We start from the raw sequence: 21,868 nt of genomic DNA, 5'->3' as shown, positions 1-21,868 counted from the left end.
CCCTCGTTGACGCACACGGTCCGCACCCGACGTCGGTTCACGCGGGTGCGGCCCTTTCGGAGATCCGTGCCACCGGGATAGCTTCACCTTGTCCCACCCGTCATGTACCTGCCCGAGCGCCACCCGTGCCTCGGGCGGTTCCGTTTCCGGATGATGTGGAGATCCCATGACTCATCTGCGCTCCCGGCGCCGGCTCGCGCCGGCCGTCCCGGTCGTGCTGTCGCTGACCGCCTCGCTCGGCTTCCTGCCGACGGCGGCTTCGGCGGCCCCGTCCACGGCCCCGACGACGCGGGCGGCGGAGGGTTCCGGCACCACGTACGACGGCCCGAACCTGTCCTACGTGGTCAACACGAGAACGGACCATCGCACGATCGAGTCGGTGCGCCGCGCGATAGGACGCAACGGCGGTACCGTCGTGGCCAGTTACGACCGTATCGGCGTGATCGTGGTGCACTCCGCGAACCCCGACTTCGCCAGGTCGATCCGCAAGGTGTCCGGTGTGTCCTCGGCCGGGGCCACCCGTAACGCGCCGCTGCCCGCGCAGTCCACCACCGACGTCGGGGCGCCGAAGCCGCTGACGGCGGCGGAGCTGTCGAAGGCCAAGGCGGTGGACGGGCAGGACCCGTTGGAGCCGCTCCAGTGGGACCTGCCCGCCATCAAGGCGGACAAGGCCCATGAGAAGACGCTCGGCAGCAGCAGGGTGACGGTCGCCGTCATCGACACCGGGGTGGACGACACCCACCCGGACATCGCTCCCAACTTCGACCGGGCGGCCTCCGTCAACTGCGTCTCCGGCGCGCCCGACACCGCGGACGGCGCCTGGCGGCCGAGCGCGTCGGAGTCCCCGCACGGCACGCATGTCGCGGGTGAGATCGCGGGCGCCAGGAACGGCGTCGGCATCACTGGTGTGGCGCCGGGCGTGAAGGTCTCCGGCATCAAGGTGGGCAACCCGGACGGCTACTTCTACACCGAGGCCGTGGTCTGCGGGTTCGTGTGGGCGGCCGAGCACCACGTGGACGTCACCAACAACAGCTACTACACCGACCCGTGGTACTTCAACTGCACCGGCGACCCGGACCAGAAGGCCCTGGTGGACGCCATCACGCGGGCCACCCGGTACGCGGAGGGCAAGGGCACGGTCAACGTCGCGGCGGCTGGCAACGAGAACTACGACTTCGCCGCCGACTCGATCACCGACTCCTCCTCCCCCAACGACGGCACCCCTTCGGACCGGACCGTCGACCCGCGCAAGTGCTTCGACATACCCACCCAGCTCCCGGGTGTGGTGACGGTCGCGGCGACCGGTGCCAAGGGCATCAAGTCGTCGTTCTCCAACTACGGTCTGGGCACGATCGACATCGCGGCCCCCGGTGGCGACTCGACCGCCTACCAGACCCCGGCTCCGCCCGCGACCAGCGGTCTCATCCTCGGCCCGCTGCCCGGCGGCAAGTGGGGGTACATGGCCGGCACCTCGATGGCCTCGCCGCACGTCGCGGGTGTCGCCGCGCTGATCAAGTCGGTCCACCCGCACGCCCCCGCCGCCGCGGTGAAGGCCCTGCTGTACGCGGAGGCGACGGCCACGCCGTGCACCGACCCGTACGACATCAACAGTGACGGCAAGGTCGACGCGGTGTGCGAGGGCACGAAGAACCGCAACGGCTTCTACGGCTGGGGGATCGCCGACGCCCTGGCGGCGGTGACCCACTAAGGGCTGTCCCGAGATCCCCGGTGGATCAGCGCGCGGCGGCAGACGCGGTGCAGCGCAAGGCGGAGGGTCGTCCTCGTAGTGGGCGTACGGGGGCGATCCGGCAACGCGGCGAGGCACCATGGCTGTCGTCGCGCGCCCGCCGGGGATCACGGGACAGCTCTCAGGGCCTGTCCTCCGGATCACGCCGGGCTCGCGGGGTCCGGCGTGATCCGGCGAAGGACCCAGGGGCCCGCGCCCCTTGTAGAGGGCAGGGCGGCTGATGGATAGTGCGACCATGATCGATCCGATGATCAAGTCCGCCTGGGTCGCGCTGGGCGGCGAGAACGCGATGCTCGCCCGGCTGGCCTGCGTCGAGCGGCCGGGGGCCCTGATCGCCCGCCTTCCCGTGCAGCGGCTGGCACGTGCGTGCGTGGGCACGTGCGCGCTGGCCGCCGCCGAACTGGGCGCGCTGCGGGCCGGGCTCGGGGAGGTGCCGCGTGCCGTGGTGGACGACGGCGCGGTCGTCACCGCCTTCCACAGCGAGCGGCTGCTGCGGATAGACGGCCGCGCGCCGGTCAACTTCGCCCCGCTCTCCCGCTGGTGGCGGGCCGCGGACGGCTGGGTGCGCACCCATGCCAACTACCCGCACCACCGGCAGCGCCTCCTCGGCGCCCTGGGCCTGCCGGACGGCGCCGGCCCCGAGGACGTGGAGCGGATGCTCCTCGAACGCTCCGCCCTGGACATCGAGGAGACGGTGTACGCCGCCGGGGGTCTGGCGGTGGCCCTGCGCACCTCCGGACAGTGGGCGGAGCATCCGCAGGGCGCCGAGGTGGCCCGGCACCCCCTGGTCGAGCGCACCCCGATCGGCGCCGCCTCGACACACCGGCTCCCGCCTCTGCACGGGGGGCCGGGACCACTCCTGCCCGCGGCCGGGCTCCGCGTCCTGGACCTCACGCGCGTTCTCGCCGGGCCCGTCGCCACCCGCACCCTCGCGCTGCTCGGCGCCGACGTGCTGCGCGTGGACGGCCCCGAGCTGCCCGAGCTGCCCGACCAGCACGCGGACACCGGCTTCGGGAAGCGGTCCGCCACCCTCGAACTCAGCGTCGAGAAGCGGGCGCTGGAGGAGCTGCTGGCCTCCGCCGACGTGGTCGTCACCGGTTACCGCCCCGGCGCTCTCGACCGCTTCGGCCTCTCCGCCGGAGCCCTGGCCGAGCGGTACCCGGGCCTGGTCGTCGCCCAGATCTCGGCGTGGGGCGCGTACGGACCCTGGGGCGAGCGGCGCGGCTTCGACAGCCTCGTCCAGGTCGCGACCGGCATCGCGGCGGCCGAGGGTTCGACCGTGGAGCCCGGCGCGCTGCCCGCGCAGGCCCTGGACCACGGCTCGGGCTATCTGCTGGCCGCGGCCGTCCTGCGGGCCCTGGCCGAACGGTCCCGCGACGGCCGGGGCCGCATGGTGCGCCTCGCGCTCGCCCGGACCGCGCACTGGCTGACCGGCGAGGCCGGCCGCGACCCGCGTCCGGGCGGACCGGAGTACGAGGGCCCGGACCCGTGGCTGGCCGAACGGGACGGCCCCCTGGGCCGGTTGCGGTACGCCCGGTCCCCGGTGTCGTTCACCGGCGGGCCGGCCGACTGGGCCGCCGCGCCGGTCCCCTCGGGGTCGAGCGCGGCGGCCTGGCGCTGAGCATTCAGCCGTTGGTGACGAGGACCTTCAGCGCCGTGCGCTCGTCCATCGCCCGGTAGCCGTCCGGGACGCCCTCGATGTCCACGGTCATGTCGAAGACCGGGGAGGGGTCGATGGTGCCGTTCAGGACGTCGGGCAGCAGCTCGGGGATGTAGGTGCGGACCGGGGCGACGCCGCCGCGCAGGGCGATGTTGCGGTCGAACATGACGCTGAGGTCCAGGCCGGTTCCGCTGCCGTGGGGGACGCCGACGAAGCCGATGGCGCCGCCGTCGCGGGTGATGTTGACGGCGGTGCTCATGGACTGCTCGGTGCCGACCGCCTCCACGACGGCGTGCGCGCCCTGGCCGCGGGTCAGCTCGCGCACGGCCGCGACCGCCTCGTCGCCACGCGCGGCGACGACGTCGGTGGCGCCGAAGCGGCGGGCGATGTCGGTGCGGGCCTCGTGGCGGCCGAGGGCGATGATCCGCTCGGCGCCGAGCCGCTTGGCGGCCAGCACCGCGCAGAGGCCGACCGCGCCGTCACCGACGACGGCGACCGTGGCGCCGGGGCGGGCACCCGCGCCGAGGGCGGCGTGGTGCCCGGTGCCGAGCACGTCGGAGAGGGTGAGCAGGCCGGTGAGGAGGTGGTCGTCGGATGCCGCCTCGCCCGGCAGCTTGACGAGCGTGCCGTCGGCGAACGGCACGCGTACGGCCTCGCCCTGGCCGCCGTCGTAGCCGACGGAGCCCCAGAAGCCGCCGTGCACGCAGGACGTGGTCAGACCCTCGGCGCAGTACTCGCAGGTGCCGTCGGACCACATGAACGGAGCGACCACCAGGTCGCCGCGGCGCAGCGTGCCGACGTCGGAACCGGTCTCCTCCACCACACCGAGGAACTCGTGCCCGATCCGCTGCCCCGGCTGCCGAGCCGCCTCGCCCCGGTAGGCCCACAGGTCGCTGCCGCAGATGCAGGCGCGAAGCACCCGTACGACCGCGTCGGTGGGGAGCTGCACGATCGGCTCGGGCACGTCCGTCACCCGCATGTCGAACGGGGCGTGGATGGTGGTGGCGCGCATGACGTGGTCCTTCTCGTACCGGGGTGGTGGCGGCGCCCGGGGGTGGCCCGAGCACACCCACGGTACGCCGTCGCGGGGCGGGTGCGCGCCGCGAGGGGACCCGGACCAGCGGCGACGCCCTCAAGGGCGTTGTCCCGTACCGTCCTTGAGGACGGTACCTCCGTGCGGGCCCCGGTCCGGCCGGTGGGCGGGGAGCCCCGGCCGGCCCCGGGCGTCGGCGGTGACCCGTATCCTCATTGACCATGCTCGAAGACCCCGCGACCGCAGTGTCCTCGCCCACCCCGTGGCCGGCCGTGTATCCGAAGGGATACGCGGTCGTTGACGTCGAGACCACCGGGCTGGCCCGCGACGACCGGATCATCTCGGCGGCCGTGTACCGGCTGGACGCGCGCGGCGAGGTCGAGGACCACTGGTACACGCTGGTCAACCCCGAGCGCGACCCAGGTCCGGTGTGGATACACGGGCTGACGAGCGACGTGCTCGAAGGGGCCCCGCTCTTCGCGGAGGTGGCGGAGGAGTTCGCGGCCCGGCTGGCGGACCGCGTGCTGGTCGCGCACAACGCGGTCTTCGACTGGCAGATGATCGCGCGGGAGTACGCGCGCGCCCGGCGCGAGCCCCCCGTGCGCCAGCGGCTGTGCACCATCGCGCTCTCCAAGGAGCTGCGCCTGCCCCTGCCCAACTTCAAGCTGGAGTCGCTCGCCGCGCACTTCGGGGTCGTGCAGCAGCGCGCGCACCACGCACTGGACGACGCGCGGGTGCTGGCGGAGGCGTTCCGGCCGAGCCTGCGGGCCGCCGCCGCGAACGAGGTGCGGCTCCCGCTGCTGGAGTGCCGTCCGCTCACCGAGTGGTCGGACACCCCGCTCATCGGCCGTCAGGCGACCGGCGGCTACGGCGGCGGGCGCGGCCCCGGCTGGCGCCCCGCGCGCAAGCGGCCCGCGTGCCCCTACCCCAACCCCGGACGCTACGAACCGGGCGAACGGCTCAAGCAGGGCATGCGGGTGGCCTTTTCGGGTGACACGTCCACCGAGCGTGAACTGCTGGAGGACCGGGCCACCGAGGCCGGGCTGCACGTGGCCACCAGCCTGTCCCGGCTGACCAGCCTGCTGGTCACCAACGACCCCGACTCGGGCACCTCCAAGACCGCCAAGGCCCGCCAGTTCGGGACCCCGGTCGTCGACGAGGCCGCCTTCGGGCAACTCCTGCGCGATGTCGAAGCGGCCGGCTGACAGCCGTACGGACGGGTGATTCCCCGCGGTTCGCGCCCGTGCCCGCTCGCCCCGCGGCCGGGCACGGCCCACCCTGAGGCGCATGGCGAGATGCGAAGTTTGCGGCAATGACTACGGAATGACCTTCGAGATCCACGCACAGGGCGCGGTGCACGTCTTCGACTGCTTCTCCTGTGCCATCCACCGCATGGCACCCATCTGCGAGCACTGCCGGGTGCAGATCATCGGGCAGGGCGTGGATGTGGAGGGCCACTGGTACTGCGGCGCGCACTGCGCCCGCGCCGAGGGGAAGGCGGGGGTGGTGGACCGGGTCTGACCCGGTACCCGCCCGAATGCACCCCACGACCCGGAGGTACCGTCGTGGGGTGCACCGCTACCGCTTCCTGCTCACCCGCCAGTGGGTGATCCTCACCCTCGTCGTGATCGCGCTGATCCCGACGATGATCAGGCTCGGTTTCTGGCAGCACCACCGGTACGAGGAACGCACCGCCCGCAACGACCTGGTCGCCCGGGCCCTGCACGCCGCCCCGGTGCCCGTGGAACGGCTCACCGCCCCCGGCCGCGCCGTCACCCACGCCGACAAGTACCGCACGGTCACCGCGACCGGCACCTTCGACACCGCCCACGAGGAGGTCGTCCGGCGCCGCACCAACGCCGACGACGAGGTGGGCTTCCACGTCCTGACCCCGCTGCGGCTGGCCGACGGCCGGGTGCTGCTGGTCAACCGGGGCTGGATTCCGGCGAACGGAGCCCAGACCGAGTACCCGAAGGTTCCCCCGCCCCCGGCCGGGCAGGTCACGATCACCGGCCGGCTGAAGGCCGACGAGACCACCGCGGCCAGCGGCATCAAGCGGATCGCCGGCCTCCCCGCCCGCCAGGTCATGCTGATCGACAGCACCGACCAGGCGAAGCGCCTCGGCGCGCGGGTGCTCGGCGGCTACGTGGAGCAGACCGCGCCGGAGCCCCGGGGGGGCACCCCGGAGCAGATCTCCAGCCCCGGCAGCGAGGACGCCCCGCTGAACTACGCGTACATGATCCAGTGGTGGCTGTTCGCCGCCGCCGTGCCCGTCGGCTGGTGGTTCCTGGTCCGGCGCGAGCTGCGCGACAGGGCGGCCGCCGCCAGGCAGGAGAGCGGGACCGAGGCGGAGCCCGCCGCCGTGTGAGCCGGGTTTCACTCCCCCGGCGCACCACCTGATTGGCCGTCAGGCCGCGCGGGGAAACGGCAAGGCGTGAATGCGCGCATCGAGGACTACGCCGTCATCGGCGACGAGCAGACCGCGGCCTTGGTCGGCCGGGACGGCTCGATCGACTGGCTCTGCCTGCCCCGCTTCGACTCCGGCGCCTGCTTCGCCCGGCTGCTGGGCGACGAGGACAACGGCTACTGGCGGATCGCGCCGAAGGGCGCCGGCACCTGCACCCGGCGCGGCTACCGGCCCGACACCCTCGTCCTGGACACCGAGTGGGACACCCCCGAGGGCACCGTGCGCGTCACCGACCTGATGCCGCAGCGCGACAAGGTCCCGGACGTCGTCCGGATCGTGGAGGGGGTCAGCGGGCGGGTCACCGTGCGCAGCACGCTCCGGCTGCGCTTCGACCACGGCTCCATCGTGCCGTGGATGCGCCGGGAGCACGGGCACCGGGTGGCCGTCGCGGGTCCGGACTCCACCTGGCTGCGCTCCGAGCCGCGCGTGCGCACCTGGGGCGAGGACCTCGGCACGCACTCGGAGTTCACCGTGGCCGAGGGCGAGCGGGTGGCCTTCGTGCTCACCTGGCACCCCTCGCACCAGCCGCGCCCGCGGCCGATCGACCCCTACCAGGCGCTCAGCTCCAGCGTCCGGGACTGGCGGCACTGGAGTGGGCGGTGCCGCTACGACGGGCCGTACCGGGACGCCGTGGTGCGCTCCCTGATCACTCTGAAGGCGCTCACCTACCGGCCCACCGGAGGGATTGTCGCGGCGGCCACCACCTCGCTGCCGGAGAAGCTGGGCGGGGTGCGCAACTGGGACTACCGCTACTGCTGGCTGCGCGACTCCACCCTCACCCTGAGCGTGCTGCTCGCCGCCGGGTACCACGAGGAGGCCGAGGCGTGGCGCGACTGGCTGCTCCGGGCGGTCGCGGGCAGCCCCGAGGACCTCCAGATCATGTACGGGGTCGCCGGCGAGCGCAGGCTCCCTGAGACCGAGCTGCCCTGGCTGGCGGGGTTCGCGGGCTCGGCGCCGGTCCGCATCGGCAACAGCGCGGTGGACCAGCTCCAGCTCGACGTGTACGGCGAGGTGATGGACGCCCTGTGGCTGGCCCGGAAGTCGGGGCTGTCGGCCCGCCCGCACATGTGGGCCCTCCAGTGCGCGCTGATCGGCTTCCTCGAGGAACAGTGGCGGCAGCCGGACGAGGGGCTGTGGGAGGTGCGCGGAGGCCGCCGCCAGTTCACGCACTCCAAGGTGATGGCGTGGGTGGCGGTGGACCGCGCCGTACGCACCCTGGAGGAGCATCCCGGGCTGGAGGGCGATCTGCCGGGCTGGCGGGCGCTGCGCGACGAGATCCACGCGGAGGTGTGCGCCAGGGGCTACGACCCGGAGCGCAACACTTTCACCCAGTACTACGGCTCGCGTGCGCTGGACGCCTCGCTGCTGCTCATCCCGCGCGTGGGCTTCCTGCCCCCGGACGACCCCCGGGTGATCGGCACGGTGGACGCGGTCGCCGCCGACCTGGGCGACCGGGGCCTCGTGCGCCGCTACGACACCGAGGACCCCGAGGGCCCGGTGGTGGACGGGCTGCCCGGGGGTGAGGGCGCCTTCCTCGCCTGCTCCTTCTGGCTGGCCGACGCCCTGCACATGACCGGCCGCACCGAGGAGGCCCGCGCGCTGTTCGAGCGGCTGGCGGGGCTGGTCAACGATGTGGGGCTGCTGGCCGAGGAGTACGACGAGGAGGCCGGCTGCCAGCTCGGCAACTTCCCGCAGGCGTTCAGTCACATCGCGCTGGTCAACACCGCCCTCACGCTTTTCGGGACCGAGGAGGCAGGATAGGAGCATGGATCTTGGACTGAAGGACCGGGTGTACGTCGTCACCGGCGCCTCGCGGGGCCTGGGCAACGCGGCCGCGCGGCAGCTGGCCGCGGACGGGGCGAAGGTGGTCGTCACCGGCCGGGACGAGCAGCGGGTGGCGGACGCCGCCGCCGAGCTGGGCCCGGACGCGCTGGGCGTGGCCGTCGACAACTCCGAGGCGGACGCTCCGGAGCGGCTGATCGCGCAGGCCCGCGAGCGCTTCGGCCGTTTCGACGGCATCCTCATCAGCGTCGGCGGTCCGCCGCCCGGCTTCGTCGCGGACAACAGCGACGAGCAGTGGCGGGACGCGTTCGAGTCGGTGTTCCTCGGCGCGGTGCGCCTGGCGCGCGCGGCGGCGGCCGAGCTGGAGCCGGGCGGGGTCATCGGCTTCGTGCTGTCGGGCTCGGTGCACGAGCCGATCGCGGGGCTGACCATCTCCAACGGGCTGCGGCCGGGCCTCGCCGGATTCGCCAAGTCCCTCTCCGACGAGCTGGGCCCCCGAGGCATCCGCGTCGTCGGGCTGCTCCCGGCGCGCATCGACACCGACCGGGTGCGCGAGCTGGACTCCCTGTCCGCCGACCCGGCGGCCACCAGGGCGGCGAACGAGTCCCGTATCCCGCTGCGCCGGTACGGGGCGCCGGAGGAGTTCGGACGGGTGGCCGCGTTCCTGCTGTCTCCGGCCGCGTCCTATCTGACGGGCGTCATGCTGCCGGTCGACGGCGGCATGCGGCACGGGTTCTGACCCCCCTTCTTTCCGGGGGCGGACCGTCAGCTCACCCGGTCCGCCTTGTGCCGCACCGCCCGCAGCCGCACCACGGTGGGCAGGGTCCCGATGCCCGTGGATTCGCGGGCGGCACGCAGCGGGCGCTCGGCGAAGTCGGCCAGGGCGGCGGCCGGGGACGCGCCGGGTTCCAGCCGGAGCCCGGCGCGCAGCGCGGGTGACGTACGGCGGCCGCTCAGGCGGGCGTCGGCCCCGGCCACACCCGGGCGGCGGGCCGCGTCGTCCGCGAGCGCGGACTCCAGCGCGCCGCCGCGCACCAGGGCGCCGCTGCCTTCGCCGCTGTCGACGAGGATCTCGGACAGCCGGTGCCTGCGCAGCACCGACACCAGCCACCACAGCCCGACCAGGAACAGGACGGCCAGCAGCGCGATCAGCGCCGGCCACCACCAGTCCTGGTCCCGCCAGGCGGTGCGCTCGGCCCGGCTGAGCAGCACGTCGTGCCGGCCGGAGTGCGGCCACCAGGAGGGCGACGGCGCGCCGAGGCCGACGGCCAGGACGGATCCGCCGAGCACGAACAGCACCAGTCCGGCGAGCGCCAGCAGGACGCGGTTGACGGCTCCTGAACGCATGCCCCTCATCCCTTCTTCCCGGGTCCCCTGAGGCGTACCGACAGCTTGGGGCGCCGGACCGTGCCGAGGTCGGTGACCGCGCCGGCGAGCGCGGCGTCCAGGTCGCCCCGCACCTCGGCGGGATCCCGGAAGTGCGAGATCACCCGCACGTCGGCCCGGCGGCGCCGCATCCGCACCCGCGCCTCGCGCACGCCGGAGACCTCCACCGCCCGGTCGCGCAGCACCTGGGCGGCGGCGTCGCGGGTGAGCGCGGCACGTACGTCGTAGCGCGGGCGGAGCATGGGGAGCAGGTCGCGCAGGCCGGGGGTGATCGCGAGCAGGATCAGCCACAGGCCGACGGCGGTGACGAAGGCGGCGCCCGCGAGCACCAGGACGTCGTCGAGTGGGCGCTCGGCCAGCTGGCGGGCGAGTTCGCGGCGCCAGTACATCGCCGGGTATCCGGCGCGGACGGCGACCACGTCGTACAGCAGCAGGCCCGCGCCGCCCAGGGTGAGCAGGGCGACCAGCGCCGACGGGACGCGGCGGGCCGACCAGAACCGGCCGCTGCCGTGGGCGTCCGGGGAGAGAGCGGGCTGACCGTCGGCCGACGACGAGTGCGGGTCGGTGCCGGAGGGCTTCCGGGTGTCGACCACGGGCATGGGCCGGGTGGCGTCCTGCGGCGGCTCGCTCATACCGTCCTCCCCTTGTGCTCACCGGCCAGCCGCAGCCGCTCCACCTCGACGACCACCTCCGGCACCTCCATGTTCGCCAGCGTGCCCACCCGTTCGGTGACCCGGCGGCGGACGGCGGCACAGCGAGCCCCGATGTCGCAGGGGTACTCCAGCTCCAGCACGACCCGCACCCGGGCCGTGGCGAAGGGGCTGTCCTCGACCGGCCCGGTGCCGCGGGCTCGCGGACGGACGTTGACCGTGGCGTGCGGGGAGTCGAAGTCGCGCGGCAGCGGGGCGATCGCCTCGCGCGCGGCACGGGCGGCGATCTTGGCGACCACCCGGTCCGCGATCCGGGTGAACCCGCGCTCGCCCGGCGGGGTACGGTCCGGGACGGCCGGCGCCGCCGCGCCGGCGTCCGTGCTCATCGCGGTCACCGGCGCCAGTCGCGCCGGTCGCCACCGGTGCGGAACCGGTCGTCACGGGTGCGGTCGTCCCGGCGGCGGAAGAAGTCGCCGAGTTCCAGTTCACCGTCCGCGAAGCGGCCGGCGAAGAATCCGACGGCCCCGAGGGCCGCCACCAGCACGAAGGCTCCGAACCCGCCGTAGAACCCGGCGAAGCCCAGCGCCATTCCGGCGATCATGCCGACTGCTGCCATGCTCATCTCTGCAGAGCTCCTTCAAGCGGGTCGGCTCGTCCGGCCGAGTGATGTCAGCCGGTGCGGCCTCTTCCTCCGACTACCCCCCGACTCACTGGATACGGGGCTGCTCCGGCTCCACGTCGTCCTCCTCGTCGGGAAGGTGGACGTCGCTGACGGCGATGTTGACCTCGACGACCTCGAGGCTGGTCATGCGCTCCACGGCGGCGATCACGTTCTCCCGCACCGCGCGGGAGACGTCGCCGATGGGGAAGCCGTACTCCACGACGATCTCCAGGTCGAGCGCGGTCTGGACCTCGCCGACCTCGGCCTTCACCCCTCGGGTGACGGTCCTGCCGCCGCCCGGGACCCGGTCGCGCATGGCACCGAGCGTGCGGGAGATCCCGCTGCCCATGGCGTACACGCCGACCGCGTCACGTGCCGCCATTCCGGCGATCTTCTCGACGACTCCGTCCGCGATCGTGGTGCGGCCTCTGGTCGCCGGGTCGCCGCCGCCGGAACGGGTCTGCCTGCGGGCCGAGGTCTGCGGCTCGCTGTCGCCGCCGTGGGTTGCCATCTCGCTCATCGCCACTGCTCCCCTTTTCGGTCGTCGTTCTCCGACCACCGTAAGCACGCCTGCGCCGTTGCGCGCCGTGGAGAGGGCAGGGTGGAGGAATGACGGCGGACTGGACACAGGCGGTACGGCAGCGACTGGCGCCCGGCAGACTGCTGCCGCTCGGCGGCAGCCGGGACGGCGCGTGGATGACGGAACGGGCGGCCGCCTCGATGCTGGCCGGGGCGGCGGCCGAGGTGCCGGGGGCGTGGCTGGGCACGCTGCGGATCGGTCCGGCCGATCCGCGCGAGGTGAGCGAGCCGGTCGTGCCGGCCCCGCCGAGCGCTCTGTGGCCGGGGCCCCTGCGGGTGACGGCCGACTTCGCGGCGACCGCCGCCCGGCCGCTGCCGGAGACGGCCGGCCGGCTGCGGGAGGCGCTGACGGCGGCGGCCGACCGGCTGGGGCTGACGGTGACGGAGGTGGACCTGCGGGTCACGGACCTGCTGGAGCCGCCCGCCGGACCGCCCCCGGCACCCCAGGCGCAGCGGGCCCCGGACGCCGAGCGGACCACAGACCCGGACGAGGCTGCGGTGGCCGCGGCCGTGCTCACGGTGGCCGGGGTGGCCCGGCTGACGGCGGCATTCGGCGATCGCGGGCACGCCATCCGGGTGCAGCGGCGCGAGTCGGACGCGGCCCTCCCGCACCGGCACGTGTCAGTGGAGGTCGCCACGGACTCCGCGCACCGGGCCACCGAGGTGGCCCAGCGGGTGCGCGCCGCGGTGCGGGACACACTGGAGGACCGCCCGACGGTGGCGGTCCTGGTGACCGGCGTGGAGTGAGAACGCTCGCGCGAGGGGCGGTGCGCTCAGTCGCCGATGCCGGCGAGGTCGCGCAGGCGACGGGCCTGGGCGGCGCGCTCGGCGACGACCTGCTCGTCGAAGGAACGGCCGACGGCACCGCGCAGCAGCGCCTTGGTCTCCACCACGGCGTCGCGCGGCGCGGCCAGCACGGCGGAGGCCAGATCGATGGCGGCGCCGTCGAGTTCGGCTGCGGGCACCGCGACGCTGGCCAGGCCGGAGACGACCGCCTCCTCGGCGTGGACGAAGCGGCCGGTCACGCAGATCTCCAGCGCGCGGGCGTAGCCGACGAGGCCCACCAGTGGATGGGTGCCGGTGAGGTCGGGGACCAGGCCGAGGCTGGTCTCGCGCATGGCGAACTGGACGTCGTCGGCGACGACGCGCAGGTCACAGGCGAGGGCCAGCTGGAAACCGGCACCGATGGCGTGTCCCTGCACAGCGGCGATGGACACGATGTCGTTGCGCCGCCACCAGGTGAACGCCTCCTGGAACGCGGCGATGGCGGAGTCGACCCCGGCGTCGTCACGGCGCGCGAGATCGATGAAGGTCGGCTCGCCCTCGATCCCCTCCGGGGTGAACATCTGACGGTCCAGCCCGGCGGAGAAGGACTTGCCCTCGCCGCGCAGCACGACGACCCGGACGGAGCCCGGCAGCGCCCGGCCCGCTTCGGCCAGCGCCCGCCACAGAGCCGGACTCTGCGCGTTGCGTTTGGCCGGGTTGGTCAGGGTCACCGTGGCGAGCGCGTCGTCGACGGTGAGCCGTACGCCGTCCTTGTCGAGTACAGGAGCGAGGTCCTGGTCGGGCGAAGCCATGGGGCGCCTCCGGTGGGTGCGGTCATCGCGCGGAGCCGTACGGCACCGCGAAGTGACTGCACAGTAACCACCCGGACGATCAGGAGACCGACCGGGTGGCCACCATCGAAGCCGATGGGCCGCCCGGAGTCAGGACGACGCGGCCTTCTTGCCCCGCGTCGCACCGCCACGCCCACGGAGCGTGACGCCCGACTCGCTGAGCATCCGGTGCACGAAGCCATACGAGCGACCGGTCTCCTCGGCCAGCGCCCGGATGCTCGCACCGGAGTCGTACTTTTTCTTCAGGTCTGCCGCGAGCTTGTCACGCGCGGCGCCGGTAACCCGGCTGCCCTTCTTCAGAGTCTCGGCCACCCGTGCCTCCTCGTGGGAAGTGCGCTCTGGTCTTCTCATGATCACCCCTTCTCGCCGGGTTGGCCACCCATTCGGCAAGGTCCGTGAGACGAGGTCGTGACGACAGGAGCGGGTCCGCACATACGGAACCAGGGATTCCGAAGCTTCGCACGCGTACCGCCGAACGGGTGGAACCAGGAAGTCGCAGGTCAGAGACGCGAGACGGCCGATCCCCCGGTACCGCTCGGGTACCGGGGGACCGGCCGGAAAATCCGTGTAGGACACACCTCGGTATGAGGAGATCTCACTCAGATGGTGGATCACCACTGGGCCGAATGATCGGTCCGAGTGATCCGTCGAAGGTCAGGCGAGGGCGACCAGGTCGGCGTAACCGGAGCCCCACAGGTCCTCCACGCCGTCCGGGAGCAGGATGATCCGCTCCGGCTGGAGCGCCTCGACGGCGCCCTCGTCGTGGGTGACCAGGACGACGGCGCCCTTGTAGGTGCGCAGCGCGCCGAGGATCTCCTCGCGGCTGGCGGGGTCGAGGTTGTTGGTGGGCTCGTCCAGCAGCAGCACGTTGGCCGAGGAGACGACCAGGGTGGCGAGGGCGAGGCGGGTCTTCTCACCGCCGGAGAGGACCCCGGCCGGCTTGTCGACGTCGTCGCCGGAGAAGAGGAAAGAGCCGAGCGTCTTGCGGACCTCGACCAGGTCCAGGTCCGGTGCGGCCGAGCGCATGTTCTCCAGGACCGTGCGCTCGGGGTCCAGAGTCTCGTGCTCCTGGGCGTAGTAGCCGAGCTTGAGGCCGTGGCCGGGGACGACCGAGCCGGTGTCGGGCTGCTCCGCGCCGCCGAGGAGGCGCAGCAGGGTGGTCTTGCCGGCGCCGTTGAGGCCGAGGATGACGACGCGGGAGCCCTTGTCGATGGCCAGGTCGACGTCGGTGAAGATCTCCAGCGAGCCGTACGACTTCGACAGGCCCTCCGCCATCAGCGGGGTCTTGCCGCAGGGCGCGGGCTCGGGGAAGCGGAGCTTGGCGACCTTGTCGGACTGGCGGACGGCCTCCAGGCCGGAGAGCAGCTTGTCGGCACGCTTGGCCATGTTCTGCGCGGCGACCGTCTTGGTGGCCTTGGCGCGCATCTTGTCGGCCTGCGAGTGCAGGGCGGCGGCCTTCTTCTCGGCGTTCTGCCGCTCGCGCTTGCGGCGCTTCTCGTCGGCCTCGCGCTGCTGCTGGTAGAGCTTCCAGCCCATGTTGTAGACGTCGATCTGGGAGCGGTTGGCGTCCAGGTAGAACACCTTGTTGACCACCGTCTCGACCAGCTCGACGTCGTGGGAGATCACGATGAAGCCGCCGCGGTAGGTCTTGAGGTAGTCCCGCAGCCAGACGATCGAGTCGGCGTCGAGGTGGTTGGTCGGCTCGTCGAGCAGCAGGGTGTCGGCGTCCGAGAAGAGGATGCGGGCCAGCTCGATACGGCGGCGCTGACCGCCGGAGAGGGTGTGCAGCGGCTGGCCGAGCGCGCGGTCGGGCAGGTTGAGCGCGGCGGCGATGGTCGCGGCCTCGGCCTCGGCGGAGTAGCCGCCCTTGGTGAGGAACTCGGTCTCCTGGCGCTCGTACTGGCGCAGGGCCTTCTCGCGGGTGGCGCCGGAGCCGTTGGCGATGCGCTGCTCGTTCTCGCGCATCTTGCGGATCAGCACGTCGAGGCCGCGGGCGGAGAGGATGCGGTCGCGGCCGAGGACGTCGAGGTCGCCGGTGCGGGGGTCCTGCGGGAGGTAGCCGACCTCTCCGGAGCGGGTGATGGTGCCGGCGGCCGGGATGCCGTCACCGGCGAGGCACTTGGTGAGGGTGGTCTTGCCCGCGCCGTTGCGGCCGACGAGGCCGATGCGGTCACCCTTGGCGACACGGAAGGTGGCGTTCTCGATGAGGACGCGCGCGCCGGCGCGCAGCTCGATACCGGAGGCGGAGATCACGGACATACTCCTGGGCGTACGTGGTTGACGGATGGGCGGCTGTCGAGGGCGTTCCCGCCGTCTAATGCGCGAGGAGAATGGCCATGAGGCCAGTCTAACGGGGGCGGGCAAGCCCTTTTCCTGCGCCGGGAGGCAGGGTGCGGGGGCTCTCGGGGTACACATGCCGCGTGAGCTGCGGACGACGGGTGTGACGGGTCGGCCGGAAGCACGCGGAAGCCGATGGACGCTGACAGAAGGTGACGGGCTGTGCAGTTCGACGACGACGCGAATCTGGACACCTCCGAGGTGCGGGACGTGCGCGGGAGCCGGGTGCCGGGCGGCCGGGCGACGATCGGCGGGGGTGTCGTCGGGCTGGTCGGGCTGCTGCTGGCGCTGTTCCTGGGCGTCGGACCGGACCAGCTCGGGCTCTCCTCGGGCGGTGACCAGACCTCCTCCCAGCCCTCCTCGGTGAGCGAGGTCCAGCAGTCCTGCCGTACCGGCCGGGACGCGAACACCCGTGAGGACTGCCGGGCGGTCGCGGTGGTCAACAGCGTGCAGGACTACTGGTCGGGCGAGTTCCGGCAGCGCGGGAAGCGGTACACCCCGGCGCAGACGTACTTCTTCACCGGGCAGATCCGTACCGCCTGCGGGGCGGCGACGGCGGCCGTGGGGCCGTTCTACTGCCCCGGCGACCAGCGGGTCTACCTGGACCTGGGCTTCTTCGACGAGCTGCGCACCAAGTTCGGGGCGAGCGGGGGCCCGTTCGCCCAGGCGTACGTGATCGCGCACGAGTACGGCCACCATGTGCAGGACCTCATGGGCACGCTGGGCCGTACCCAGGACGGGACGACCGGCGAGAACAGCAGCTCGGTCCGGGTGGAGCTGCAGGCGGACTGCTACGCCGGGGTGTGGGCGCACCACGCGACGACGACGCCGGACGAGTCGACGGGCAGGCCGTTGATCACCGAGCTGACCCCCGCCGACATCAAGGACGGACTGAACGCGGCGGCGGCCGTGGGCGACGACCGCATCCAGCAGGAGTTCCAGGGGAAGGTGACCCCGGAGACCTGGACCCACGGGTCCTCGCTGCAGCGGCAGCAGTGGTTCGACCAGGGGTACCGGACGGGTGATCCGGACCGGTGCGACACGTTCGGCTGAGGCGTTGATGCTCCTATTCCTGTCAGTGCCCGCTGCCAGACTGGGGGGACGAAGCGGGACGGAACCGTTCACGAGGGAGTGATCGGCATGGCGGACACCAGGCGGCGCCCGAGCGTGTACCCCACGCTGCTGTACGCGGACGCCCGGGCGGCGATCGCACAGCTCACCCAGGCGCTGGGCTTCACCGGGCTGGTGGTGCACGAGGCGGAGGACGGCACGGTCCTGCACGCCGAGCTGACCCAGGGGAACGGCGCCGTGATGCTGGGGTCCAGGGGGCGCGGCGGCGTCTTCGCCGAGGCGATGGGCGGCGGCGGGCCGACGGGCGTGTACGTGGTGGTGGAGGACGTCGACGCCCATCACCGGCGCGCGGTGGAGCACGGCGTGGAGATCCTGATGCCCCCGACGGACCAGGACTACGGCTCGCGGGACTACACGGCACGGGACGCCGAGGGCAACGTCTGGAGCTTCGGGACGTACGCCCCCGCGCTGTCCACCTGAGCGGCGGGGGCATCGGCGGGCCCGGCTCAGCCCCCGGTGTGCACCTGGAAGGCGGCCCGGCGCACGGCCTTGGCCAGGGCCGGGTCGGGGTGGGCGGCGGCCAGCGCGACCAGGACCTGCACGGTGCGGGGGTGGCCCACGGACCGGACCTCCTCCAGCAGGGCGGGCACGGTGGGCTGCACCGCCGCCTCCAGGTGCCGGACCAGCATGTCGGCCTCGCCGTGGTCGGCGACGGCCGCGGCGGTGTCGACCCACAGCCAGGTGGCTTCCTCGCGGGTGAGGACCTCGTGGGCGTCCTCGGGGTCGACGCCGTCGTACTCGGCGAGCCACAGCAGGGCGTAGGGCCGCAGCACGGGCTCCGCGACGACGGCGCGGACCTCGTGCTCGGCGGGCGCGCCGACCACGCGGAGCGCCTCGAAGGCGAGGCCGCGCAGCAGGGCGTCGTCGCCCCGGGCGGCGTCGAGCAGCTGACCGACGGCTCCGCCGACGGTGCGGGCGGCGAGCCAGGCGCGGTATTCGGCGCGGGCGGCGTTGGGGCGCAGCTGGGCGCAGCCGCGCAGCATGTCCTCTGCGGACTGCTCGATGTTCCCGGCGGGGCTCTGCGCGGCGACGCAGATCTGCTCCAGCTTGACCCACACCGCCCAGCTTCCGAGCGGGGTGAGGGTGGCGTGGCCGTCGCCGTGGGTGAGCGCGCCGACGGCGGCCAGCGCGGCCACGGCCCAGTCCAGCAGGGGGGCGAGGGGGACGTCCGGGCCGGGGACGGTGACGACGGGGGCCTCGACGTCGCCGGGGTAGGTGACCTCGCAGCGCTCGGTGCGCAGTTCGGTCACCCGCTGCTGGAGCAGGTCGAGCAACTGCTCCGTCGGGACGGGTCCGGCGGAGAGCTGGAGGAAGGAGAGGACCTGGGGCATCGCCGAGACGACCTCGGCGACCGAGGCCGGCTCCTGGCCGCGCGGTTCGGGGCAGGCCAGCGACCAGGCGTCGAAGAGGGCGACCCAGCCGCGCAGTACGGCGCTGTCGTCCCGGTCCCAGGCGCGCAGGCGCCAGCCGGGGCGGGCGCTGTCGCCGTGCACCTCGACCAGGCCGGAGAGGCGGGCGGTGTCCCAGTCGGCGCGGATCTGCGCGGGGGTGAGGCCGAGGTCGGCGGCGGCGCGCTCGGCGGTCGCGTCGGAGAGGGTGGCCTTGCCGTCGTCGGTGCCGGCGTCGCTGCCGGGTCCCAGGGCGAGGTCGGCCCACCGGGCCACCCGGACCGCCCCGGCGAGGACGGTCCGGGCGAGTCTCGCCAGTTCGGCGGGGGCCGGTGTCCCCTCGGGCGGCCGGGGTGCGGTGCGGCGCGTGCGCCGCTGGTTCACAGCTCTGGGGGCGGCGGCCAGGGGTCGCGGTCGGACGAGTCGAAGCCTGGAGTCGCGCGGGATACGGGACGTCACGGGTGCAGTCTTCCGGTTGACGGTCCGAAAACCCAAACGGGACGTCACACGCGGCGACGGAGAGGGCCAGAACCGGGCCTCCGGCCGGGTCGGGGTGCTCCGGCCCCGGCCGCGCGACCTGCGGCGAGCCGGGCGCCGGGGGGCCGGGGGCCGGGCTTCTGGCCGAGTCGCTACAGCAGGGGGGTCAGGAAGCGGCGGAGGAGGTCCTCGTACGCGGTGGGGTCCGTGTTCCACATGGCGGCGTGGGGGGCCTGGGGGACGGTGTGCAGGGATATGAGGTCCGGCTGGCGGGCGGCGAGGCGGCGGGAGTCGGCCCAGGGGGCGACCTGGTCGTCGGGGCCGTGGATGATCAGGGTGGGGACCGCGACGGGTCCGACACCCTCGGCATGGCGGGCGGTGCGTATGCCGGCCCGCCCCTGGGCGGCGCGTACCGCGAGGGGCAGGAGGGGGCCGGGGACGTGGCGGGCGTGGGCCAGGGCGCGCAGGGTGGTCTCCCAGCCGAGGACGGGCGAGTCGAGGATCAGGCCGGCGATCCGGTCCTTGACGGAGGAGCGTTCGGCGGCGCGCAGCGCCATGGTGGCGCCGGTGGACCAGCCGAGGAGGACGACCCGGCGGGCGCCGTAGCGGACCGCGTACCGGATCGCCGCGTCAACGTCCCGCCACTCGCTCTCGCCGAGGTGGCTCAGGCCGTCCGGAGGGCGCGGGGCGCCGATGTCGCCCCGGTAGGCGAGGGCCAGTACGGGCAGGCCGAGTGAGTGCAGCATCCCCATGACGTTGAGGGTCTGCTCGCGGGTGGTGCCGAGGCCGTGCACGGCGATGACCCAGGTGTCCCTGGGGCCGGGCACGAACCAGGCGGGGAGCGGGCCGAGTTCGCCGGGGATGTCGATGTCGGCGTACTCCTGGCCGAGGGCGGAGCCGGGATCGCCCACGTACGCGTTGGGTGTGAGCCAGGCCGGGTCGCCCGGGGCGAACGCGCCGTGGGTGAGGCGTTCGAGCCGGCGCACCACGGTGTCCGGGCGCTGCTCGGCTCCCTCCAGCACCCCTGCGACGACGGCGTGCGAGCCGTTGCCCGCGAGGCCGTAGACGCCGGGGCGCAGGGAGGCGAGGTCACGGGTGAGGGCGATCCGGCCGTCCTCCACACCGTGCACGGTGAGCCGGGGTTCGGTGGGCAGCGGGCGGCCGGGCGGCAGCTTCAGCGCGGCTCCGCTGGCCAGCCTCCCGACGGCCACGGACGCGGCGCCCGCGGCCAGCACGGCACCGATGGCGGCGGCGACTACCTGGACTCTTCGCACGGATCCAGTGTCACGGGCGGGACGGTTCCCGGCCAGTGGAGCGGCGGCGCTCAGCGCTGCCCGTACCCGCGCAGCCGCTCCCCAGCCTCCGCCAGCTCCGCCCCGGTGAGCAGGGACGGGCTCAGGCCCGGTACCGAGGACGCCGTGAGCCAGACGCGGCACATCCACTCCAGTTGGGCGGTGCGGTCGTAGGCGCGCTCCAGGGTGTCCCCGTAGGTGAGCGTGCCGTGGTTGCGGAGGAGGCAGCCGGAGCGGCCCTCGAGGGCCCGGAGCACGTGCGCGGCGAGTTCGGGGGTTCCGTAGGGGGCGTAGGGGGCGACCCGTACGGGACCGCCGAGGGCGCCGGTCATGTAGTGGACGGCGGGCAGCTCGGTGACGAGGGTGGAGACGGCGGTGGCGTGCACGGCGTGGGTGTGGACGATCGCGCGGGCGTCGGTGGTGCGGTGGACCGCCAGGTGCATGGGGAGTTCGCTGGTCGGCACCAGCGACCCGAGCACCTGGCGGCCCAGGAGATCGACGCCGGTGACGTCGGCCGGGGTGAGCCGGTCGTAGGGCACGCCCGAGGGGGTGACCAGCACGGTGTCGCCCACCCGTACGGAGACGTTGCCGGAGGTGCCGACGACCAGCCCATCGGTCACGGTCCGCCGGGCCGCGGCCACCAGTTCCTCCCAGGCCCGCGCCTCGTCGCCGTCCGCTTCCCGCCGCTGTTCCGCCATGCCGTGATCCTGCCAGGAGCCGGCCGGGCGTGTGCCCGCTTCGGCCCCCTCCACGCGCCGCCGAACGAGCTAAACCGACCAGAAACACCAGAAATAGTCACACTTCTGACGTGCGTGCGGCTTTCACTGATCCCTCTTGCCGCTGGACCACGTCTCGCCGGGGGACCGCATGGCCCGTGACCGTTCATCATTCCGCCGCCCTGCGGGTGTCCTCGCGGCGGCCCTCTCGGGCCTCACCCTGACCGGGGCCCTCACCGCCGCCCACGCCCCGCCGGCCGCGAAGCCGGAGCCGCGCCGGACCCAGCCCGAGGGTCACGACGTCTCCTCGCACCAGAGGCGCGTCGACTGGTACGCGGCCCGCGCCAGGGGCGCCCGGTTCGCGTACGTCAAGGCGACCGAGTCCACGACCTACCGCAACCCCTATTTCACCGGCCAGTACAACGGCGCCCGCCGGGCCGGCCTGGTCCGGGGCGCGTACCACTTCGCCCTGCCGAACCGTTCCTCCGGCGCCGCGCAGGCCGCGTACTTCGTCCGGCACGGCGGCGGCTGGCGGGCGGACGGGGTGACGCTGCCTCCCGCACTGGACATCGAGTACAACCCGTACGGCAGGCACCACAAGTGCTACGGGCTGAGCCGGACGCGGATGGTGCGCTGGATCAGGTCCTTCAGCGACGAGGTGCGCCGGGAGACCGGCCGCCGTCCGGTCATCTACACCACCGCCAACTGGTGGGCCGCCTGCACCGGAGACAGCCGCGCCTTCTCCGCCGACCACCCGCTGTGGATCGCGGGCCACGGCTCCTCGGGCCCGGGCAGGCTGCCGGGCGGCTGGCGCTACTGGACGTTCTGGCAGCACGGCACCAAGGGCAGGCTGCCGGGTGACCAGGATCTCTTCGGCGGCTCCCCGACCCGGCTGCGGGCCTTCGCGCGCGGGCGCTGACCGGCCCCCACGAGGCCGCCGGCAGCA

23 protein-coding genes are annotated in these 21,868 nt (G+C 73.7%); 11 read left to right on the top strand and 12 right to left on the bottom strand.

Annotated elements, in window-relative coordinates; genetic code table 11:
* Nucleotides 1-166: 166 nt before the first annotated feature.
* Entirely contained in the window at nt 167-1,708 is a 1,542-nt protein-coding gene (locus tag ACWCV3_RS19060) for a S8 family peptidase (protein ID WP_451225137.1), read from the top strand.
* Nucleotides 1,709-1,982: 274 nt separating this feature from the next.
* The gene (locus ACWCV3_RS19055) at nt 1,983-3,368 is read left to right on the top strand and encodes a CoA transferase (RefSeq protein ID WP_451225134.1); all 1,386 of its coding nucleotides are present in this window, start codon (nt 1,983-1,985) and stop codon (nt 3,366-3,368) included.
* Between the two features lie 4 nt (nt 3,369-3,372).
* On the opposite strand, the gene ACWCV3_RS19050 is transcribed toward ACWCV3_RS19055, so the two are convergent.
* A complete protein-coding gene (locus ACWCV3_RS19050) occupies nt 3,373-4,419 on the bottom strand; it encodes a zinc-dependent alcohol dehydrogenase family protein (protein WP_451225131.1) in 1,047 nt (348 codons plus the stop codon).
* Between the two features lie 242 nt (nt 4,420-4,661).
* On the opposite strand from ACWCV3_RS19050, the gene ACWCV3_RS19045 reads away from it, so the two are divergent.
* The 5 genes from ACWCV3_RS19045 to ACWCV3_RS19025 all read left to right on the top strand — a co-directional run bounded on the left by ACWCV3_RS19045 (nt 4,662) and on the right by ACWCV3_RS19025 (nt 9,428).
* Nucleotides 4,662-5,645, top strand: coding sequence for a DEDDh family exonuclease (locus ACWCV3_RS19045; RefSeq protein ID WP_451225128.1), 984 nt, complete (start codon nt 4,662-4,664; stop codon nt 5,643-5,645).
* Between the two features lie 82 nt (nt 5,646-5,727).
* Nucleotides 5,728-5,961, top strand: a complete 234-nt coding sequence (locus ACWCV3_RS19040; RefSeq protein WP_451225126.1) for a hypothetical protein — start codon at nt 5,728-5,730, stop codon at nt 5,959-5,961.
* A 49-nt stretch (nt 5,962-6,010) separates the two neighbouring features.
* Nucleotides 6,011-6,808: an SURF1 family cytochrome oxidase biogenesis protein gene (locus tag ACWCV3_RS19035; protein WP_451225123.1), complete on the top strand. Its 798-nt coding sequence runs from the start codon at nt 6,011-6,013 to the stop codon at nt 6,806-6,808.
* Between the two features lie 66 nt (nt 6,809-6,874).
* On the top strand, nt 6,875-8,668 hold the full coding sequence (locus ACWCV3_RS19030; protein ID WP_451225120.1) for a glycoside hydrolase family 15 protein: 1,794 nt from the start codon (nt 6,875-6,877) through the stop codon (nt 8,666-8,668).
* Between the two features lie 4 nt (nt 8,669-8,672).
* Nucleotides 8,673-9,428, top strand: coding sequence for an SDR family oxidoreductase (locus ACWCV3_RS19025; protein WP_451225118.1), 756 nt, complete (start codon nt 8,673-8,675; stop codon nt 9,426-9,428).
* Between the two features lie 26 nt (nt 9,429-9,454).
* On the opposite strand, the gene amaP is transcribed toward ACWCV3_RS19025, so the two are convergent.
* The 5 genes from amaP to ACWCV3_RS19000 all read right to left on the bottom strand — a co-directional run bounded on the left by amaP (nt 9,455) and on the right by ACWCV3_RS19000 (nt 11,906).
* Nucleotides 9,455-10,045 (bottom strand): alkaline shock response membrane anchor protein AmaP, encoded by a 591-nt coding sequence (gene amaP / locus ACWCV3_RS19020; protein WP_451225115.1) that lies wholly within the window; start codon nt 10,043-10,045, stop codon nt 9,455-9,457.
* The gene (locus tag ACWCV3_RS19015; protein ID WP_451225113.1) at nt 10,042-10,707 is read right to left on the bottom strand and encodes a DUF6286 domain-containing protein; all 666 of its coding nucleotides are present in this window, start codon (nt 10,705-10,707) and stop codon (nt 10,042-10,044) included. The genes amaP and ACWCV3_RS19015 overlap by 4 nt, the downstream gene beginning before the upstream one ends.
* On the bottom strand, nt 10,704-11,111 hold the full coding sequence (locus tag ACWCV3_RS19010) for a hypothetical protein (protein ID WP_451225110.1): 408 nt from the start codon (nt 11,109-11,111) through the stop codon (nt 10,704-10,706). The genes ACWCV3_RS19015 and ACWCV3_RS19010 overlap by 4 nt, the downstream gene beginning before the upstream one ends.
* 5 nt (nt 11,112-11,116) lie before the next feature.
* The gene (locus ACWCV3_RS19005) at nt 11,117-11,347 is read right to left on the bottom strand and encodes a hypothetical protein (RefSeq protein WP_451225108.1); all 231 of its coding nucleotides are present in this window, start codon (nt 11,345-11,347) and stop codon (nt 11,117-11,119) included.
* An 85-nt stretch (nt 11,348-11,432) separates the two neighbouring features.
* Nucleotides 11,433-11,906: an Asp23/Gls24 family envelope stress response protein gene (locus tag ACWCV3_RS19000; RefSeq protein ID WP_451225106.1), complete on the bottom strand. Its 474-nt coding sequence runs from the start codon at nt 11,904-11,906 to the stop codon at nt 11,433-11,435.
* A gap of 89 nt (nt 11,907-11,995) precedes the next feature.
* On the opposite strand from ACWCV3_RS19000, the gene ACWCV3_RS18995 reads away from it, so the two are divergent.
* The gene (locus ACWCV3_RS18995) at nt 11,996-12,712 is read left to right on the top strand and encodes a nucleopolyhedrovirus P10 family protein (RefSeq protein WP_451225103.1); all 717 of its coding nucleotides are present in this window, start codon (nt 11,996-11,998) and stop codon (nt 12,710-12,712) included.
* 26 nt (nt 12,713-12,738) lie between these two features.
* Here the strand turns inward: ACWCV3_RS18995 and ACWCV3_RS18990 are convergent, their stop codons facing one another.
* From ACWCV3_RS18990 to abc-f, 3 genes are all read right to left on the bottom strand, one after another.
* A complete protein-coding gene (locus ACWCV3_RS18990) occupies nt 12,739-13,542 on the bottom strand; it encodes an enoyl-CoA hydratase/isomerase family protein (RefSeq protein WP_451225100.1) in 804 nt (267 codons plus the stop codon).
* Between the two features lie 129 nt (nt 13,543-13,671).
* Nucleotides 13,672-13,893: a helix-turn-helix domain-containing protein gene (locus ACWCV3_RS18985; protein ID WP_004002281.1), complete on the bottom strand. Its 222-nt coding sequence runs from the start codon at nt 13,891-13,893 to the stop codon at nt 13,672-13,674.
* A 342-nt stretch (nt 13,894-14,235) separates the two neighbouring features.
* Nucleotides 14,236-15,834, bottom strand: coding sequence for a ribosomal protection-like ABC-F family protein (abc-f, locus tag ACWCV3_RS18980; RefSeq protein ID WP_451225097.1), 1,599 nt, complete (start codon nt 15,832-15,834; stop codon nt 14,236-14,238).
* A 246-nt stretch (nt 15,835-16,080) separates the two neighbouring features.
* On the opposite strand from abc-f, the gene ypfJ reads away from it, so the two are divergent.
* The gene (ypfJ, locus tag ACWCV3_RS18975; protein ID WP_451225095.1) at nt 16,081-16,971 is read left to right on the top strand and encodes a KPN_02809 family neutral zinc metallopeptidase; all 891 of its coding nucleotides are present in this window, start codon (nt 16,081-16,083) and stop codon (nt 16,969-16,971) included.
* Between the two features lie 87 nt (nt 16,972-17,058).
* On the top strand, nt 17,059-17,469 hold the full coding sequence (locus ACWCV3_RS18970) for a VOC family protein (protein ID WP_451225093.1): 411 nt from the start codon (nt 17,059-17,061) through the stop codon (nt 17,467-17,469).
* 26 nt (nt 17,470-17,495) lie between these two features.
* On the opposite strand, the gene ACWCV3_RS18965 is transcribed toward ACWCV3_RS18970, so the two are convergent.
* The 3 genes from ACWCV3_RS18965 to ACWCV3_RS18955 form a co-directional block, all read right to left on the bottom strand.
* Nucleotides 17,496-18,896, bottom strand: a complete 1,401-nt coding sequence (locus ACWCV3_RS18965; protein WP_451225091.1) for a hypothetical protein — start codon at nt 18,894-18,896, stop codon at nt 17,496-17,498.
* Between the two features lie 170 nt (nt 18,897-19,066).
* Nucleotides 19,067-20,188, bottom strand: a complete 1,122-nt coding sequence (locus tag ACWCV3_RS18960) for an alpha/beta hydrolase (RefSeq protein ID WP_451225088.1) — start codon at nt 20,186-20,188, stop codon at nt 19,067-19,069.
* A 50-nt stretch (nt 20,189-20,238) separates the two neighbouring features.
* Entirely contained in the window at nt 20,239-20,904 is a 666-nt protein-coding gene (locus tag ACWCV3_RS18955; protein WP_451225085.1) for a class II aldolase/adducin family protein, read from the bottom strand.
* A gap of 169 nt (nt 20,905-21,073) precedes the next feature.
* Here ACWCV3_RS18955 and ACWCV3_RS18950 point away from each other — a divergent pair, with 169 nt between their 5' ends.
* Nucleotides 21,074-21,841 (top strand): GH25 family lysozyme, encoded by a 768-nt coding sequence (locus ACWCV3_RS18950; protein ID WP_451225082.1) that lies wholly within the window; start codon nt 21,074-21,076, stop codon nt 21,839-21,841.
* Nucleotides 21,842-21,868 lie beyond the last annotated feature (27 nt).

Source organism: Streptomyces sp. NPDC001781, from assembly GCF_053596035.1.
The sequence above is the reverse complement of the archived record's forward strand: the minus strand, read 5'-3'. Positions and strand labels throughout refer to the sequence as shown.